Here is a 16,504-nt window from a genome sequence, read left to right on the forward strand (position 1 = left end):
TCCGTGACCTCACGCAATGGCACCGTATGCGATGTGACCATGGCCCGATGCAGAGTGGCGGCACACGACGTGCGACGGTCGCGATGGCGGCTCTCGGTTCCCTCCTGACGATGACGACCCTGTCCGCGTGCGGAAGCGCGCACTCCGGACGCCCCGGCGGCACGGAAGGGAGACCCGGCGCCCAGGCGACCCACCCGAGACCGGCCGTCACCACCTCCGCCCCCGACCCCACCCGCATCCCGGGCGTCGGCGACCGGCTCCAGCGCACCATCCCCACCGACACGAGCCAGGTCCTCACGGTCTACGGCAACGGCAAGGACTCCCCGGACTCCACCGCCGTCCTGTTCGCCAAGAGCGGCAACACCTGGTCCCGGGCCGCCAGTTGGCCCGCGCACAACGGCAAACTGGGCTGGACCACCGACCATCACCTCGGCGACAAGCGCAGCCCCGTCGGCGTGTTCACGCTGACCGCCGCGGGCGGTGTGCTCGACGACCCCGGCACCGCGCTTCCGTACTCCCAGGACGAGTCGTACGAGGCGCCGCGCGACTGGGACGAGTCGCACTGGCACGACTTCGACTACGTCATCGCCATCGACTACAACCGCGTCCCCGGCACCCCGCCCGACGACGCGGAGCAGCCCGAGGGCGAGGACAAGGGTGGCGGGATCTGGCTGCACCTGGACCACGGCAGCGGTACGTCGGCCTGCGTCAGCCTCTCCAAGGAGGCGATGGAGTACCTGCTGCGCACACTCGACCCGGCCCGGCATCCCGTGGTGCTGATGGGGGACAGGGCGGACCTCAAGGGGTAGAACACCGCTCATGAGAAGCCGGATAGTCATGTCCATGCTCGTCGGAGCGACCCTCCTGGCGAGCACCCTCGTTGGCGCGAGCCCCGCCCAAGCCGCCGACACGAAGACCCGGTCGGTCGAGACGAAGGCCCAAGGCGCGGACGTCCCCGCCGAGTTCGGCACCGACTGGCACGACCCCATCACCGCCGCCCCGCCCCTCTCCAAGCCCGCGACCAAGTCCTGCCAAGTCACCCTCGCCGACACCGAGTTCCGCGACTTCACCCCGTACAAGGGCACTTACACCCCGCCCAAGGCCTGCGGCGACCGCTGGAGCAAGGTCGTCCTCCGCCTCGACGGCACGGTCAAGGGCCGGCAGTACGACCGACTCGGCTATCTGCACGTGGGCGGCGTCGAGATCCTCCGTACCTCGACGCCGGAGCCGTCCCCCGACGGCATCGCGTGGTCGGTCGAGACGGACGTCACCCGCTACAGCGCCACCTTCCGCAGCGCACAGGACGTCGAGATGCTCATCGGCAACGTCGTCGACGACACCTACACCGGAGTCATCGGCGTCAAGGCCACACTGACGTTCTACGAGGGCAGACCCGCGGCGGCGCAGACCCCCGGCCGCGTCCTCACCCTCGCCGCCGACTCGACCCTCACCACCCCGCGCAACACCGAGCGCGTCGTCGCCGAGGTCTACGCCACCGGATCCGGCGGCGGCTGCGAGGAGTTCTGGTATCTCGCGGTGCCCGACTCGGCGCCGTACTCCTGCCAGGCCGACAAGGGTCCCTACCGCGAGGTGCAGATCAAGGTCGACGGTCAACTCGCCGGAATCGCCGCCCCGTTCCCGAACGTGTGGACCGGGGGCTGGTCCGACCCCTTCCTCTGGTACGTCATTCCCGGCCCGCGCGCCTTCGACGTCAAGCCGATCGAATACGACCTCACCCCCTTCGCCGGGCTGCTCAACGACGGCCGCCCGCACCACATCGACGTCTCCGTCGTGGGCGTGCCCGAGGGGCAGAGCGGGTGGAGCGCGCCTGTGAACGTACTCGTCTGGCAGGACGCGCAGCGCGCCCACGTCACCGGAAAACTCACGCTCGACCGGGCGGGCACGCTCGCCAACTCCTCGACGTACACGCCCGGTTCGGAGGAGCGCGTGGACACCGACGCGGGCCATCGGCTGACCACGGCCGGGTACGTCGACACCTCGCACGGCCGGGTGCGGACCACCGTCGACCGGACGCTCGCGAACACCTCCGTCCATCGCTGGACCGACGGCGAGAACATGGACGGGCTCGACGCGACCTGGACGGACGACGAGTCGGTGACCGTGGACGGGCGTGGACCGGCCCGGACGACGGCCACGCACCGGACGTACACGATGAACGGTGCGACGACGATCGGGACGGACGACCGGCTACGGACCGTACTCACGCTGGGCGACCGGGCGGCGGTCGTCGACACGCGGGACGGGCGGCGGACCGGGTTGTCGCGGCTCGACGACACCTACACCGGGGACGCGACCTACACGCTGAACGTGCCCCGCGACCAGCGGCACGCGGTCGGGACGTCGAGTGAGCGCTACCGGCTGCACGGCTCGGGCGGCTGCTACGACCGTTCGCTGGCGACCGCGCAGGGGGTGCTCACCGAGGACCGCAGCGGCTGCTGAGGCGTCGTGCGTGCGATGCGTCACTCAGGTGGGTGATTTACACGGCCGTCACACGGAGGTTTTCCGGACGATCAACAACGGCTTCAAAGTGTCCAGTCGGAAGCCGCTTTCCGTATCGCAGAAGTCGCCCCCATTCGACTTCCGCGAACGACCGTCCCCCCTCAAGGAGTGCCCGTGCCGCCGTCCGTCCCGCCCCTGCCGCGACGCGTCGCACGCATACTGCGTACCTCACTCTTCGCGCAGGTCGCCTGCGCGCTCGCCCTCGGCATCCTCGTCGGGAAGCTGTGGCCCGACGTGGCAACGGACCTTCAGCCGCTCGGCGACGGATTCACCCGGCTCATCAAGACGATCATCTCGCCGCTCGTGTTCTGCGTGGTAGTCGTCGGCATCGCCAAGGCCGGTGACCTCAAGGCCTTCGGCCGGATCGGTCTCAAGGCGCTGATCTGGTTCGAGGTCGCGAGCACCGCGGCGCTGATCATCGGGCTGGTCCTCGCCAACGTCGTCCAGCCCGGTTCCGGGATGCACGTCGACCCGTCGACGCTCAACACCTCGGCGGTGGACGCGAAGACGGGCGGCGCCGCGCTGCCCTCGACGACCGAGTTCATCGTCAACGCGCTCCCCACCAGTTTCATCGGCGCCTTCGCCGAGAACTCCCTGCTCCAAGTCCTCATCCTGGCCTGCCTGGTGGGCGCCGCGCTGCTCCACCTCGGCCACACCAAGGTGCCGCAGATACTGCCCGCCATCGAGCAGGCCCAGGAGATCATCTTCGCGATCGTCGGCTTCGTCATGCGGCTCGCCCCGCTCGCCGTCTTCGGCGCGATGGCCGTCCTGGTCGGCCAGTACGGGCTCGGCGTGATCAAGACCTACGCCAAGCTGATCATCCTCTGCTACGTCGCCGCCGCGCTCTTCGTCGCGCTGCTCGCCGTCGCCCTGCGGCTGGTCACCGGGCTCAGCCTCTGGAAGTTCCTCCGCTACATCCGCGAGGAGATGCTCCTCGCGCTCGGCACCGCCTCCACCGAGTCCGTCATGCCGCGCGTGATGCAGAAGCTGCGCAAGGCCGGCGCCCGGGACGACGCGGTCGGCCTGGTGCTGCCCACCGGCTACTCCTTCAACCTCGACGGCGCCTCCCTCTACCTCTCCATCGGCACCCTGTTCATCGCGCAGGCCGTCGGCGTCGACCTCAGCCTCGGCCAGCAGATCACCGTCGTCCTGGTGCTCATGCTCACCAGCAAGGGCATGGCCGGCATCCCCGGTTCCGCCTTCCTCGCCCTGTCCGCGACCGCCTCCTCCCTGGGCGCGATCCCGGCCGGCGCGGTCGCCCTGCTCCTCGGCGTGGACCGCATCATGGACTCGATGCGCGTCGTCACCAACCTCCTCGGCAACTGCGTCGCCGTCTTCGCGGTCTCCCGCTGGGAGGGAGCCCTCGACATCGAACGGGCGAAGAAGGTCCTCGACGGCGAGATCACGGACGTAGAAGAAGGCGAGACCACGGCCATGGAGGAAGAAACCGTGCCGGAAGAAGCCGTTCGGGAAGACGCTGAGATTCCCGCGCAGCGCGTCAAGGAGACTGCCCCCGAGGCCGGTTGAGGGTGAGTCGGTTCGTCGTGGCGGGCTGCGGCCTCTGCTCCGTTTCTACGGTGGGGGAGTCGCGGCCCGTTTTTCGGTGGCCCGGGTGGGGCGGTTTCCTATGCCTTGGTGTCTATGAGGTCGACCGGGTAGTCCTGGTCGAAGTCGGCCGAGCGGCTCACCGGCTCCCACGCGGCCGCCTGCGCGATCTGGTCGCGTGAGTAGTTCTGCGCCATCTCTACGGCAACGGCGCCCAGGAGGAGGTGGGAGGGGAGGTCCGGCTGCTTGACGACGCGGACCAGGATCTCCCCGGCGCGCTTCGGGTCGCCCGCGGCGACCACCGGACCGTCGAAGAGGCGGATCATCGCGCCGACGGTCTCGTCGTACTCCGGTGCCACCTCCGGGATCTGCATCGACGAACCGGCCCAGTCTGTCGCGAAGCCGCCCGGTTCCACGACGAGGTACCTGATGCCGAACGGCGCGGTCTCGGCCGCGAGCACGCGCGTGAAGCCGTCGACCGCGAACTTGGCCGCCTGGTACGACCCGAGTCCGGGATTCCCGCCGACCCGGCCGCCGATGGACGAGCACTGGACGACCGTGCCCGCGCCCCGCGCCTTCAGGAACGGGAGCGCCGCCGTCGAGACGTTGTAGACGCCCCAGAAGTTGGTGTCGAACTGTCGGCGGAAGTCGTCCTCGGGTGTCGTCTCGACCGGGGAGAGATTGGCGTACCCGGCGTTGTTGACGACCACGTCGATCCCGCCGAAGCGGTCAGTGCCCGCCTGTAGGGCCGCCGTTGCGGCCGCCCGGTCGGTGACGTCGAGGGCGACGGGGAGGACGCGGTCGCCGTACTTCTCCACGAGGTCGTCCAGCTGCTCCGGCTTGCGTGCCGTGGCGACGACCTGGTCGCCGGCCTCCAGGGCCGCGACGGTGAGGTTGCGGCCGAAGCCGCGGGACGAACCGGTGATGAACCATGTCTGAGTCATACCTCTAGCGAAACACTGTTTCGTTATTAGTGCAACCCGGTTGCGCTAAATTAATGCAACCAAGTTGCGCTACGCTCTGGGTCATGAGCACGCCCAGTCCCCAGCGCGCCCGGAGCGCGGCGGCCAAGCAGCAGCGCGAGCGGGCGATCCTCGACGCCGCCCGGTCCCTCGGTGCCGAACGCAGCGTGCGCGAGGTCACCCTCACAGACATCGCCGCCGCCGTGGGCATGCACAAGTCCGCGATGCTGCGGTACTTCGAGACCCGCGAACAGATCTTCCTGGCGCTGACCGCCGAAGGGTGGGAGGACTGGTCGGCGGAGCTCCGCGAGCGGCTGAGCGAGGCCGCCGACGGCGATTCCGAAGCGGTCGCCGCCGTTGTCGCGCAGACGCTCGTCGCGCGGCCGTTCTTCTGCGACCTGCTGGCTCAGGCGCCGTTGAACCTGGAGCGCAACGTCTCACTGGACTCGGTGTACGAGTTCAAGACGGTCGTCCTGAGCGAAGTGACCTCGCTGGCAACCGAGTTGTGCCGGATGCTCGCGATCAACGAGCGTTCGGCCATCGATGTGATCGCCACGGCGACCAGCATGGCCGGGGCGCTGTTGCAGATGGCCGCGCCCGGCACCCGCCTCCGAACGCTCTACGAATCCCGCCCCGAGTTGGCGCATGCGCTGGTCGATGTCGAACCCCAACTGACGCGCATCCTCGCCGCGTTGCTGACAGGCCTGCGTGCTCCAGCGGCGCCAACACGGCCTTCCGCGCCGACGGGAGTTGAAACCGGGCAGGCGTGAACCGAAGCCGGTTGGTCGCGGCTCATGGCATCGGTGTCTGGCCGCGTGTAGTGGCGAACCGGCTGCGATAGTGCGTCGGCGTCGTGTCCAAGTGGCGGGCGAAGGCGCGGCGCAGGGTCTCATCCGTGCCGAGCCCGCTGTGGTGCGCGGCCGAGGTGACGCTGTGGCCTTCGAGGAGGAGATGCCGGGCGCGGTCGAGACGGACCCGTTCGACCCAACGGGCGGGCGTGGTACCGAGTTCGGTGCGGAAGAGGCGTGTCAGGTGGCGAGGGCTGACTGCCACGGTCGCCGCCATCATGGGGAGGCTGTGGTCGGCGGCCGGGTCCGCCAACACCGAGGCGATCAGCGACCGTAGCGGATCGGTGCGCGGTGGTGGGGTGGCGGTCGCGGCGGAGAACTGCGACTGCCCGCCCGGGCGTTGCATGAAGACGACCAGTTCGCGGGCGATGTCCCTGGCCACGTCCGCGCCGTGGTCGTCCTCTACGAGGGCGAGCGCCAGGTCGATCCCGGCGCTGATGCCCGCCGAGGTGACGAAGTGCCCGTCGCGGATGTGGATGGCGTCCGGCTCGACGCGCACGAGGGGGTGGCGGCGGGCCAATGTCTCGGCGTGCCGCCAGTGGGTCGTGGCCGATCGGCCGTCCAGCAGGCCGAGTTGGGCGAGGAGGAAGGCGCCCGTGCAGACGGACGTGACCCGGGCGGCGTGCTCGGTGAGGGTACGGGTCGCGGTCAACAGCCCTTCCTCGGCCGGCTGTTGGGCCAGTCGGTCGCCTCCGGTGACCACGACCGTGTCGACCGGCCCGGCGTCGGCCGCCGTCACCGTACCGGTCAGCGTCAGCCCGTTCGAGGCGGTCACCGTGCCGCCGCGAGGCGAGACCAGGACCAGCTCGTACGGGTGTCCCAGCTTGCCGGACTGGTGCAGCACTTCGGCGGGGCCGCTGACGTCGAGCATGGTCACGCCGTCGAAGACGAGGAATCCGACCCGGTGTGTCATGCCGGAAGCCACGGCTGAAGTCGCGTCTGGAGCCATGTCCGAATCTGTGGTTTTCCTGGCTGTGAGGACATGGCCCCAGCGTACGCCGCTGACGATCCTGGAGTCACAGGTGATCGAGAGACCGAGTCACACGGCATCGAGGAGAGGCGAGAACGATGAGTGAAGTGATCGCAGGCGTGGAGATCCCGGACACCGCCCTGGTGCGGGAGGCGACCGAGCTGGTGCGTGAGGCGGCGACGCCACTGCTGTTCGACCACTCCCGGCGGGTGTTCCTGTGGGGCGCCCTGCGCGGCCGGAAGCAGGGGCTCGACTACGACCCCGAACTGCTCTACGTGGCCGCGATGTTCCACGACCTCGGGCTCACCGAGAAGTTCCGCCGCACCGACCAGCGCTTCGAGATCGACGGTGCCGACGAGGCCCGCCGGTTCCTGCACGCGCACGGCATCACCGGCGAGCCGGCCGACCGGGTCTGGGCGAGCATCGCCCTGCACACCACGCAGGAGATCCCGCTCCACATGGCGGCCGAGATCGCCCTGGTCAACCGGGGTGTGGGGCTGGACGTCGTGGGGATCGGCTACGACGCCGTCACCGACGAGCAGCGCGCGGCCGTCGTGGCGGCACACCCCCGCCCGGACTTCAAGAACGGCATCCTCGCCGCCTTCACCGAGGGCATCAAGGACCGCCCGGAGACCACGTTCGGCAACATCAAGGCGGACGTACTGGCCCACTTCGTACCGGGCTTCGTGCGCGGCGACTTCGTGGAACGCATCAAGGCGTCGAACTGGCCGGAGTGACGCGAACCCGGTCTCCGGCCGCGCCCTTGAAGCGGGTCGGCGGGTCGGCGGGTCAGTGGGTCAGCGGGTGTCGAGGGGGCAGCGGGTCAGCAGGACCGCCCGTGCCCATGCCCCTCGTGCACCCCATGGGCGTCATGCCCCTCATGCGCGCCAGGCGCCCCATCCACCAACGTGTCCAGCAACGCCCGCAACACCTCCCGCTCCACATCCGTGAGCGGCGCCAGAATTTCATCGGCCGCCCCCCGCCGCGCACCCCGCAGCTCCTGCAGCGCCTTGCGGCCGTCGTCCGTGATCTCGATCCGGATCACCCGACGGTTGGACGGATCGGGCACCCGCCGCACCTTGCCGCTCGCCTCCAGCCCGTCGACCAGCGTCGTCACGGCACGCGGCACCACCTCAAGCCGCTCGGCGAGGTCGGCCATGCGCGGCGGGGCGTCGAAGTGTGCGACGGTGCGCAGCAGCCGCGACTGGGCGGGGGTGATGCCGAGGTCGCGCTGCTCCAGATGGCGCTTCTGGATGCGGTGCACCCGGCGGGTGAGCCGCAGCAGCTGCTCCGCGAGCAGGCCGTCGGAATCGGGGGTGGTCATACGGGAACAATATCAGGACCTGGTTCATTGTGAGTATAGGTAACAATGAGCTATGCTCCACCAAGCCTCATCGCTCCACGAGTTCTGAGTGCTTGACCAGTCCTGATCGCCTCACCATCCGTAGGAGACCATGCCCCGCGACGACATCAACTGGACACCGTCCCCCGGCACCTCGACCGACCAGCCTCGGCAGGTGCGCCGCATCCTCAAGCTCTTCAAGCCCTACCGCGCCCGGCTCGCGGTCGTCGGCCTCCTGGTTGGCGCCGCGTCCCTGGTCACCGTGGCGACCCCGTTCCTGCTGAAGGAGACGCTGGACGTCGCCATTCCGCAGAACCGCACCGGGCTGCTGAGCCTGCTCGCGCTCGGCATGATCCTGAGCGCCGTCCTGACCAGCATCTTCGGCGTGCTCCAGACCCTGATCTCCACCACGGTCGGCCAGCGCGTCATGCACGACCTGCGCACAGCGGTCTACGGCCGCCTGCAGCGCATGTCGCTCGCCTTCTTCACCCGGACCCGCACCGGCGAGGTCCAGTCCCGCATAGCCAACGACATCGGCGGCATGCAGGCCACCGTCACCTCCACGGCCACCTCCCTGGTCTCGAACCTCACCAGTGTCGTCGCCACGATCATCGCGATGATCGCCCTGGACTGGCGGCTGACCGTCGTCTCGCTGCTGCTGCTCCCGGTCTTCGTGTGGATCAGCCGCCGCGTCGGCAACGAACGCAAGAAGATCGCGACCCAGCGCCAGCGGCAGATGGCCGAGATGGCCGCCACGGTCACCGAGTCGCTGTCCGTCAGCGGCATCCTGCTCGGCCGCACGATGGGCCGCTCCGACTCGCTCACCCGCTCCTTCTCCGAGGAGTCCGAGGGTCTGGTCGACCTCGAAGTCCGGTCGAACATGGCCGGACGCTGGCGCATGTCCGTCATCTCGATCGTCATGGCCGCGATGCCCGCCGTCATCTACTGGACGGCCGGCATGACCCTGCACCTGGGTGGCCCGGACGCCTCGATCGGCACCATCGTCGCCTTCGTCTCGCTCCAGCAGGGCCTGTTCCGCCCGGCCGTCAGCCTGCTGTCGACCGGCGTCCAGATCCAGACCTCGCTGGCGCTCTTCGCCCGCATCTTCGAGTACCTCGACCTGCCGATCGACATCACCGAGCGCGACCACCCGGTCCACCTCGACACCATCAAGGGCGAAGTCCGTTTCGAGGACGTCGAGTTCCACTACGACGACAAGAGCGGTGCGATCCTCGACGGCCTCGACATCACCGTCCCCGCGGGCAACAGCCTCGCGATCGTCGGCCCGACCGGCGCCGGAAAGTCGACCCTCGGCTATCTCGTGCCCCGGCTCTACGACGTGACGGGCGGCCGGGTCACCCTCGACGGGGTCGACGTCCGCGACCTGGACTTCGACACGCTCGCGCGTGCCGTCGGCGTCGTCTCCCAGGAGACGTACCTCTTCCACGCCTCGGTCGCCGACAACCTCCGCTTCGCCAAACCCGACGCCACCGACGAGGAGCTGCACACGGCAGCACGCGCGGCGCAGATCCACGAGCACATCGCGGGCCTGCCCGACGGGTACGACACGGTCGTCGGCGAGCGCGGCCACCGGTTCTCCGGCGGCGAGAAGCAGCGACTGGCCATCGCCCGCACGATCCTGCGCGACCCGCCGGTCCTCATCCTGGACGAGGCGACCAGCGCGCTGGACAACCGCACCGAGGCCGCCGTCCAGGACGCCATCGACGCCCTGTCGGCCAACCGCACCACGCTCACCATCGCGCACCGGCTGTCCACCATCCGGAGCGCCGACCAGATAGTGGTCCTCGACTCCGGGCAGATCGCGGAGCGGGGCACGCACGAGGAACTGCTCGATCGGGACGGGCGGTACGCGGCTCTCGTACGCCGGGACGCCCAACTGGAACCGACAAGCTGAAGATATGCCGGGTTTGTGACGATATGCGGGTTACCGTGCCCGCATGCAGATGAACACTCCGCCACGGAGCACGATTCGACTGACCCGCAGGGGCCGGGTCGCCCTCATCGCGACGGGGGCCGTCGTCGCCGGCACCGCCGTGGCGGTGCCGCTGCTGAGCCTGGAGAGTGAGGGGGACACGCGCCCCACCTCACTGGTGATCCCGGAGGGTTGGCGCTCGGGCCAGATCTACGAAGCCGTGGACAAGGTCCTCACGCTGCCGGTCGGGACCACCAAGAAGTCGATCGCGAAGGCCGGCCTCAAACTGCCGAACGACGCGGAGGGCAACCCCGAGGGCTATCTCTTCCCGGCGACGTATCCGCTGGAGAAGAAGTCGACGCCCGCGTCGCTCCTGTCGTTCATGGTCAACACCGCGAACAAGAAGTTCAACGGCGCCCCGGTCGCCGCAGGCGCCCAGCGCAACGCGATGAACGTCTATCAGGCGGTCACCATCGCGAGCATCGTGCAGGCCGAGGCGGCGTCCACGGCCGACATGGGGAAGGTGGCCCGGGTCATCTTCAACCGCCTCGAACGCGGCATGCCGCTGCAGATGGACTCCACCATCAACTACGCGCTCAACCGCGCCACGTTGAAGACCACCGGCAGCGACACCCGGCTCGACAGCCCCTACAACTCGTACCAGCGCATGGGTCTGCCGCCCACCCCGATCGACAACCCGGGCGAGGACGCGATGCGTGCCGCGATCAGCCCGCCCCCGGGCGACTGGCTGTACTTCGTCACGGTCAAGCCCGGCGACACCCGCTTCGCGGCCACGTACGAGGAACACCAGCGCAACGTGGCCGAGTTCAACGCGGCCCAGAAGAACACCGCGTCGCCCACGAAGTGAACCGGGCGGGACGAGGTCGGGCGGCGCTCGGCATTCCGGCCGGCGCCGCCTGATGTGTCGGGGGAGGGCTCGGCGTCAGACTCATGTGCGCGTCTCGGGGTGGGTGACTTGTGTTTCGTTGGCGGGTGCGGGTGCGGGTGCGGGTGCGGGTGCGGGTGCGGGTGCGCTGTGGCTGGTCGCGCAGTTCCCCGCGCCCCTTGAAGGCCCTCGGCCAGCCGGTACTTTTCGGTTCTGCCATGCTCGAAACAACCTCGAACGGGACCGTGAATCTCACCGTTCGCGCGTCGACGCCGGCAAGCGCGCCCTCCCTGCGGCCCCGCCCGAACAACCTCAGACCCCCACCGGCTCCCCGGCCAGCAGTCGCCGGATGTCCCGTACAGCCGCCCGCCCCGCCCGGTTCGCTCCGATGGTGCTCGCGGACGGTCCGTAGCCGACGAGATGGACACGTGGATCGGCGACCGCCCGTGTCCCCTCGACGCGGATACCCCCACCCGGCTCGCGCAGCTTCAGTGGTGACAGGTGGTCGATCGCTGCCCGGAAGCCGGTTGCCCAGAGGATGACATCGGCGTCCACATGGCGGCCGTCGTTCCAGTCGACCCCGTCCGGTGTGATCCGGTCGAACATCGGCTGCCGGTCCAGGACCCCCTCCGCGATCGCCTGCCGGATCGCGTCGTTCAGCGGCAGCCCGGTCACGGAGACGACGCTCTTCGGCGGCAGCCCCTGCCGCACCCGTTCCTCGACCAGCGCGACGGCCGCCCGGCCCACGTCCTCGGTGAACGGACCCTCGCGGAAGACCGGTGGACGCCGGGTCACCCACGTTGTCCTGGCCGCGTACGGGGCGAGCTCCATCAGATGCTGTGTACCGGACGCGCCCCCGCCCACCACGACCACCCGCAGCCCGGCGAACTCCTCGGGCCCCGGATACTGCGCGGTGTGCAACTGCCGCCCCCGGAAGGTCTCTTGACCCGGATAGCGCGGCCAGAACGGCCGGTCCCACGTCCCGGTCGCGTTGATCAGCGCCCGCGTCGACCACGTACCGTCCGACGTCTCGACGAGCAGCCGCCCGTCCACGCCCTCCCGCACGGCCTTCACGTCCACCGGCCGCCGCACCCGCAGGTCGAAGGCGCGCTCGTAGGCGGCGAAGTACTCGGCGATCACCTCGGCGGACGGGCGGGCCGGATCGGCGTCCGTGAGTTCCATGCCCGGCAGCGCGTGCATCCCGTGCACCTTGCCGTACGTCAACGACGGCCACCGGAACTGCCAGGCCCCGCCCGGCGCGGGCGCGTGGTCCAGCACCACGAAGTCGTGCTCCGGCTCGAAACCGGTGCGCCGCAGGTGATAGGCGCCGGCCAAGCCTGCCTGCCCGGCGCCTACGACGACCACGTCGACCTCACGCGTGTTGTTCACGTTTGTACGAACAGTGCCGGGGCCGTGGATCTTCCCGCCCACTCAGCGCCCGCCGCTCACGAGCAACGGCAGGCCGGCCTCCGTCCTCCCCTCGACCAGCCCGCGCGCCGCCAGCTCGGGAATCACACCCTCGCCGAACCAGTACGCCTCCTCCAGATGCGGATACCCGGACAGCACGAAGTGCTCGACGCCCAGCGAGTGGTACTCCTCGATCAGATCGGCGACCTCGGCATGGCTGCCCACGAGCGCGGTCCCCGCGCCACCCCGGACGAGACCGACCCCCGCCCACAGGTTCGGGTGGATCTCCAGCTCGTCGCGCGAACCGCCGTGCAGGGCCAACATCCGCTGCTGGCCCACCGATTCACTGCGCCCGAGCGCCGCCTGCGCGGCCGCGATGGTGTCCGCGTCGAGGTCGTCGAGCAGCCGGTTCGCGGTCGCCCACGCCTCGGCCGACGAGTCCCGCGAAATGGTGTGCAGCCGTACCCCGAACCGCACGTCCCGCCCCTCCCGCTCGGCCAGCCCGCGAATCCAGTCGATCTTCTCCCTGACCTGCGCCGGCGGTTCTCCCCAGGTGAGATAGACGTCCGCATGCCGGGCGGCGACCGGTCCGGCCGCCGCCGACGAACCCCCGAAGAACACCTGCGGCACCGGGTCCGGCGGCAGCGCCGTCAGCCCGCCCTCGACCTGGTAGTGGACACCGTCGAAGTCGTACGGCGCTCCCCGCCACACCCCTCGTACGACCGACAGGAACTCGTCCGTACGGGCGTACCGCTGATCATGGCCGAGATGGTCGCCGAAGCGGCGCTGCTCGGCCGAGTCGCCGCCGGTGACGACGTTGAGCAACAGCCGCCCCCGCGTGACCCGTTGATAGGTCGCGGCCATCTGCGCGGCCAGCGTCGGTGAGATCACCCCCGGCCGGAACGCCACCAGGAACTTCAGCCGCTCGGTGTGCTGGGCCAGCGCCACGGTGGTCAGCCAGGCGTCCTCGCACCAGGTGCCGGTCGGCGTCAGCACCGCCTCGAAGCCCAACTGCTCGGCGGCCTTGGCGATTTGGGCGAGGTACTCGATGTCCGGCGGCCGCACCCCGCGGACCGCGCCCGCGCGGTTGGGCCCGTAGGCGTGCCGGTCGACGAGCGTCCGGCCGTCGCCGCCGGTCGGCAGGAACCAGTGCAGGTGCACGCTCATGTCACGAACCTCCCGTGGTGCGCGGAGCGGAGGTGGAGGCCGGCAGGTTCCCGTTGTAGCGCGTGTCGACGAAGTCGGCGAAGTCCACCTTCCGCGGTATCAGCTTGAGTTGGGTGAACGTGTCGGCGATCTGCTGCTCGGAGGCGATGAGCGGCTTGTCGACCGCGACCGACACCCGGGTGGAGTTGGTCCGCTTCACCGATGCCAGCGCCACCTCGTACGGCAGCCCGGTGTCCTTCGACCACACCGTGGCCCACTCCTCCTGATGCGTGAACACCCAGGTCTGGGCGCGGCGCAGCCGGTCGAGGTAGTCCCTGATGGCGGCGGACTTCTTCTTGTCCGCCAGCGCGCCGGGCGCCGCCACCTGGAAGCTGAGGCCGTTGGTCACGCCCTCGCCGGTGGTGAGGACGCGGCCCTTCCTGGCCTGGAGGACCTGCGAGGTGTACGGGTCCCACACCGCCCACGCGTCGACCTTGCCGGAGGTGAACGCGGCCAGGGCGTCGGCCGGTTGGAGGTACTTCACCTTGACGTCGCCGATGCTGAGCCCGGCCGCCTTGAGGGAGGCGACCAGCTGGAAGTGCGCGGACGAACCCTGCGCCACGGCGATGGACCTGCCCTTGAGCTGCCGCGGTTCGCTGAGCTTGGAGTCCGTCGGCACGAGGACGGCGTCGCCCTCGGACGTGCCGTGCCAGGCGGCCACCACCTTGATCTTCGAATCGGCGCCCGCCGCGAACACCGGCGGGGTGTTGCCGACCCCGCCGATGTCGACGGCCTTGGCGTTGACCGCTTCCAGCAGGGGCGGGCCGGAGGTGAACGTGGACCACTTGATCTTGTAGTCCAGGTTCTTGAGTTCACCGGCGGCCCGCAGCACCGCCTCCGAACCACCTTTCTGGTCACCGACGTTGAGCGTGAGGGAGCCCTTGCCGTCGGTGCCCGTCGAGGTCTCGGCGGCCGAGTTCCCGCCGCAGGCGGTGAGCAGGATGGTGAGGGGGAGAAGCAGGGCGGCGGGGACGAGACTTCGTCGCATGGGGGGTCCGTTCTCGGTAACTGGGTTGACGCGTGGGGGAGTTCAGACGGCTTCGGCGGCGGTGTCGACGCCGAGGCGTTCCAGGAGTCCGGCGCGCAGTGCGGCGAACCGGGGGTCGGTGATGCCGCGCGGCCGGTCCAGGTCGACGCGCTGCTCGTGCGCGATGACACCGTCGTCCATCACCAGGACCCGGTCGGCCAGCAGCACGGCCTCCTCGACGTCATGGGTCACCAACAGCACGGCACAGCCCCGCCGTTGCCACAGCTCGCCCACCAACCGCTGGGCCCTGATCCGGGTGAGCGCGTCGAGCGCGCCGAACGGCTCGTCGAGCAGCAGCAGATCCGGCTCGCGCACCAGGGCTCGGGCCAGCGAGGCCCGCTGCGCCTCACCACCGGACAGCGTCCTGGGCCACGCGTCGGAGTGATCCCCGAGCCCGACCTCCGCCAACGCCCGCTCGGCCACGGCCCGTTCGGGCTTCCCGGGCAGCCCGAGCAGGACGTTGCGCCACACCTTCTTCCACGGCATCAGCCGGGGCGCCTGGAACGCGACGGCCTTGCGGCGCGGGACGAGGACGGTGCCCTCGATGTCCCGGTCGAGCCCGGCGAGGATGCGCAGCAACGTGGACTTGCCGCAGCCGCTGCGGCCCAGCAGCGCCACGAACTCACCCTGCCGTACGTCGAGTTGGAGCTTGTCGATGACGGCGCGGCCGTCGAAGGAGCGGGTCAGCCCCTCGACGCGTACCGCCTGCGTGGTCAGCGGCGACCGGGTCGCCGAAGGGGTGGTCACCGGCCCGTGAACGTCGGTCGCCATTGCAGCAGCAGCCTTTCGAGGGTGCGGACGAGGAAGTCGGCCAGTAGGCCGAGGAAGGCGTAGACGATCAGACAGACCACGATGACGTCGGTCTGCAGGAAGTCCCGGGCCTGCACCATGAGGAAACCGATCCCGGCGTCCGCGTTGATCTGCTCGGCGAAGACGAGGGCCAGCCAGGCGATGCCGAGGGAGTAGCGCAGCCCGGTCATCGCGTTGGGCAGCGCGCCCGGCAGCACCACATGCCGGACGAGCCCCCAGCGGGACAGCCCGAGGGACTCCCCGGCCTCGATCAACTGGGTGTCCACGCCCCGGATTCCGGCGTAGACGTTGAGGTAGAGCGGGAAGGTCACGCCCAGCGTGATGATGGCGACCTTCGGCGCCTCGCCGATGCCGAACCAGATGATGAACAGCGGGATCAGCCCGACGAAGGGCACGGTCCGCAGCATCTGCACGGGGGCGTCGACCAGGTCCTCGCCGACCCGGAACAGGCCGGAGAGCAGGGCGAGTCCGGTGCCGATGACGGTACCGAGCAGCAGCCCGATGGCGACGCGCTGGAGCGAGGTGGTCATGGCCGAGGTCAGTGAACCGCTGTCGATCAGATCCCAGCCGACCTGGGCGATGCGTCCGGGCGAGGCGAGTACGTCGGAGGTCAACACGCCTGTGCTGCTGAGGAGTTGCCACAGTGCGAGCAGGACGAGCGGGCCGGTGGTGCGGCGCAGCCAGCGGGGGACGCGGGTGCGGCGCGAGGAGGTGGGGACGAGGGGGACGAGTTCCAGAGGAGCGGCATCGCCGGACTCGGCCTTCGATGCGGGTACAGGGGAAATATCGGGCCCGGAGGAACCGGGCGGTGCGTGGCTGATGCTCATGGGTGCTCCACGGGTGGGGGAGAGCGTCCGGTGAGGAGGGGGGTACGCCTCAACGCCGCCGTGTCACGACGATGCGCACGGGCACGGCAGAGTGCGGGAAAAGGAGCGGTGAGGCGGAAGAAGGCGTCAGCAGCCGCGGCGACACGCGGCGGAGGCCACCCGCAGCAGGTCGATGTGACCGCGCGTGGTGAGCAGAACTGAACGCAACATGCGCCGAAACT

At 69.8% G+C, this 16,504-nt stretch carries 16 protein-coding genes; 7 read left to right on the forward strand and 9 right to left on the reverse strand.

What is annotated here, in order from left to right; all coding sequences use genetic code 11:
- Positions 1–47 precede the first annotated feature (47 nt).
- The 3 genes from OG226_RS42560 to OG226_RS42570 all read left to right on the forward strand — a co-directional run bounded on the left by OG226_RS42560 (position 48) and on the right by OG226_RS42570 (position 4,047).
- On the forward strand, positions 48–809 hold the full coding sequence (locus OG226_RS42560; protein WP_328684903.1) for a L,D-transpeptidase family protein: 762 nt from the start codon (positions 48–50) through the stop codon (positions 807–809).
- Positions 810–819: 10 nt separating this feature from the next.
- Positions 820–2,460 (forward strand): peptide-N4-asparagine amidase, encoded by a 1,641-nt coding sequence (locus tag OG226_RS42565; RefSeq protein ID WP_329352070.1) that lies wholly within the window; start codon positions 820–822, stop codon positions 2,458–2,460.
- A gap of 174 nt (positions 2,461–2,634) precedes the next feature.
- Positions 2,635–4,047, forward strand: a complete 1,413-nt coding sequence (locus OG226_RS42570) for a cation:dicarboxylate symporter family transporter (protein ID WP_329352071.1) — start codon at positions 2,635–2,637, stop codon at positions 4,045–4,047.
- Positions 4,048–4,145: 98 nt separating this feature from the next.
- On the opposite strand, the gene OG226_RS42575 is transcribed toward OG226_RS42570, so the two are convergent.
- Positions 4,146–5,009 (reverse strand): SDR family NAD(P)-dependent oxidoreductase, encoded by an 864-nt coding sequence (locus OG226_RS42575; protein ID WP_329352072.1) that lies wholly within the window; start codon positions 5,007–5,009, stop codon positions 4,146–4,148.
- An 83-nt stretch (positions 5,010–5,092) separates the two neighbouring features.
- Between OG226_RS42575 and OG226_RS42580 the strand changes: the two genes are divergently transcribed.
- On the forward strand, positions 5,093–5,797 hold the full coding sequence (locus tag OG226_RS42580; RefSeq protein ID WP_329352073.1) for a TetR family transcriptional regulator: 705 nt from the start codon (positions 5,093–5,095) through the stop codon (positions 5,795–5,797).
- A 22-nt stretch (positions 5,798–5,819) separates the two neighbouring features.
- On the opposite strand, the gene OG226_RS42585 is transcribed toward OG226_RS42580, so the two are convergent.
- Complete coding sequence (locus OG226_RS42585; RefSeq protein ID WP_329352074.1) at positions 5,820–6,824, reverse strand: GlxA family transcriptional regulator; 1,005 nt, start codon at positions 6,822–6,824, stop codon at positions 5,820–5,822.
- Between the two features lie 119 nt (positions 6,825–6,943).
- On the opposite strand from OG226_RS42585, the gene OG226_RS42590 reads away from it, so the two are divergent.
- The gene (locus OG226_RS42590; protein ID WP_328684909.1) at positions 6,944–7,582 is read left to right on the forward strand and encodes an HD domain-containing protein; all 639 of its coding nucleotides are present in this window, start codon (positions 6,944–6,946) and stop codon (positions 7,580–7,582) included.
- A gap of 86 nt (positions 7,583–7,668) precedes the next feature.
- On the opposite strand, the gene OG226_RS42595 is transcribed toward OG226_RS42590, so the two are convergent.
- Positions 7,669–8,169, reverse strand: coding sequence for a MarR family winged helix-turn-helix transcriptional regulator (locus OG226_RS42595; RefSeq protein ID WP_329352075.1), 501 nt, complete (start codon positions 8,167–8,169; stop codon positions 7,669–7,671).
- 130 nt (positions 8,170–8,299) lie between these two features.
- On the opposite strand from OG226_RS42595, the gene OG226_RS42600 reads away from it, so the two are divergent.
- On the forward strand, positions 8,300–10,102 hold the full coding sequence (locus OG226_RS42600) for an ABC transporter ATP-binding protein (protein WP_329352076.1): 1,803 nt from the start codon (positions 8,300–8,302) through the stop codon (positions 10,100–10,102).
- Between the two features lie 43 nt (positions 10,103–10,145).
- Complete coding sequence (gene mltG / locus OG226_RS42605; RefSeq protein WP_328684912.1) at positions 10,146–10,988, forward strand: endolytic transglycosylase MltG; 843 nt, start codon at positions 10,146–10,148, stop codon at positions 10,986–10,988.
- A 330-nt stretch (positions 10,989–11,318) separates the two neighbouring features.
- On the opposite strand, the gene OG226_RS42610 is transcribed toward mltG, so the two are convergent.
- From OG226_RS42610 to OG226_RS51715, 6 genes are all read right to left on the reverse strand, one after another.
- Entirely contained in the window at positions 11,319–12,395 is a 1,077-nt protein-coding gene (locus OG226_RS42610) for an NAD(P)-binding domain-containing protein (protein WP_329352077.1), read from the reverse strand.
- 42 nt (positions 12,396–12,437) lie between these two features.
- Positions 12,438–13,580: an LLM class flavin-dependent oxidoreductase gene (locus tag OG226_RS42615; protein ID WP_329352078.1), complete on the reverse strand. Its 1,143-nt coding sequence runs from the start codon at positions 13,578–13,580 to the stop codon at positions 12,438–12,440.
- A gap of 1 nt (position 13,581) precedes the next feature.
- Positions 13,582–14,607 (reverse strand): ABC transporter substrate-binding protein, encoded by a 1,026-nt coding sequence (locus OG226_RS42620; protein WP_329352079.1) that lies wholly within the window; start codon positions 14,605–14,607, stop codon positions 13,582–13,584.
- 42 nt (positions 14,608–14,649) lie between these two features.
- Positions 14,650–15,417, reverse strand: a complete 768-nt coding sequence (locus OG226_RS42625) for an ABC transporter ATP-binding protein (protein WP_329352080.1) — start codon at positions 15,415–15,417, stop codon at positions 14,650–14,652.
- Positions 15,390–16,283, reverse strand: coding sequence for an ABC transporter permease (locus OG226_RS42630; protein ID WP_329352081.1), 894 nt, complete (start codon positions 16,281–16,283; stop codon positions 15,390–15,392). Before OG226_RS42630 ends, OG226_RS42625 begins: the two co-directional genes overlap by 28 nt.
- A 126-nt stretch (positions 16,284–16,409) precedes the next feature.
- Positions 16,410–16,493: a putative leader peptide gene (locus OG226_RS51715; protein WP_350495123.1), complete on the reverse strand. Its 84-nt coding sequence runs from the start codon at positions 16,491–16,493 to the stop codon at positions 16,410–16,412.
- Positions 16,494–16,504: the final 11 nt, after the last annotated feature.

Origin of the sequence: Streptomyces sp. NBC_01261 (assembly GCF_036226385.1) — a bacterium.
Lineage (GTDB): Bacteria > Actinomycetota > Actinomycetes > Streptomycetales > Streptomycetaceae > Streptomyces.

Excerpts from the sequence above, each read along its gene's own strand:
- OG226_RS42560 (WP_328684903.1), top strand. The coding sequence starts at position 48 with ATGCAGAGTGGCGGCACACGACGTGCGACGGTCGCGATGGCGGCTCTC.
- OG226_RS42565 (WP_329352070.1), top strand. The coding sequence starts at position 820 with ATGAGAAGCCGGATAGTCATGTCCATGCTCGTCGGAGCGACCCTCCTG.
- OG226_RS42575 (WP_329352072.1), bottom strand. The coding sequence starts at position 5,009 with ATGACTCAGACATGGTTCATCACCGGTTCGTCCCGCGGCTTCGGCCGC.
- OG226_RS42580 (WP_329352073.1), top strand. The coding sequence starts at position 5,093 with ATGAGCACGCCCAGTCCCCAGCGCGCCCGGAGCGCGGCGGCCAAGCAG.
- OG226_RS42585 (WP_329352074.1), bottom strand. The coding sequence starts at position 6,824 with ATGGCTCCAGACGCGACTTCAGCCGTGGCTTCCGGCATGACACACCGG.
- OG226_RS42590 (WP_328684909.1), top strand. The coding sequence starts at position 6,944 with ATGAGTGAAGTGATCGCAGGCGTGGAGATCCCGGACACCGCCCTGGTG.
- OG226_RS42595 (WP_329352075.1), bottom strand. The coding sequence starts at position 8,169 with ATGACCACCCCCGATTCCGACGGCCTGCTCGCGGAGCAGCTGCTGCGG.
- OG226_RS42600 (WP_329352076.1), top strand. The coding sequence starts at position 8,300 with ATGCCCCGCGACGACATCAACTGGACACCGTCCCCCGGCACCTCGACC.
- mltG (WP_328684912.1), top strand. The coding sequence starts at position 10,146 with ATGCAGATGAACACTCCGCCACGGAGCACGATTCGACTGACCCGCAGG.
- OG226_RS42615 (WP_329352078.1), bottom strand. The coding sequence starts at position 13,580 with ATGAGCGTGCACCTGCACTGGTTCCTGCCGACCGGCGGCGACGGCCGG.
- OG226_RS42620 (WP_329352079.1), bottom strand. The coding sequence starts at position 14,607 with ATGCGACGAAGTCTCGTCCCCGCCGCCCTGCTTCTCCCCCTCACCATC.
- OG226_RS42625 (WP_329352080.1), bottom strand. The coding sequence starts at position 15,417 with ATGGCGACCGACGTTCACGGGCCGGTGACCACCCCTTCGGCGACCCGG.
- OG226_RS42630 (WP_329352081.1), bottom strand. The coding sequence starts at position 16,283 with ATGAGCATCAGCCACGCACCGCCCGGTTCCTCCGGGCCCGATATTTCC.
- OG226_RS51715 (WP_350495123.1), bottom strand. The coding sequence starts at position 16,493 with ATGTTGCGTTCAGTTCTGCTCACCACGCGCGGTCACATCGACCTGCTG.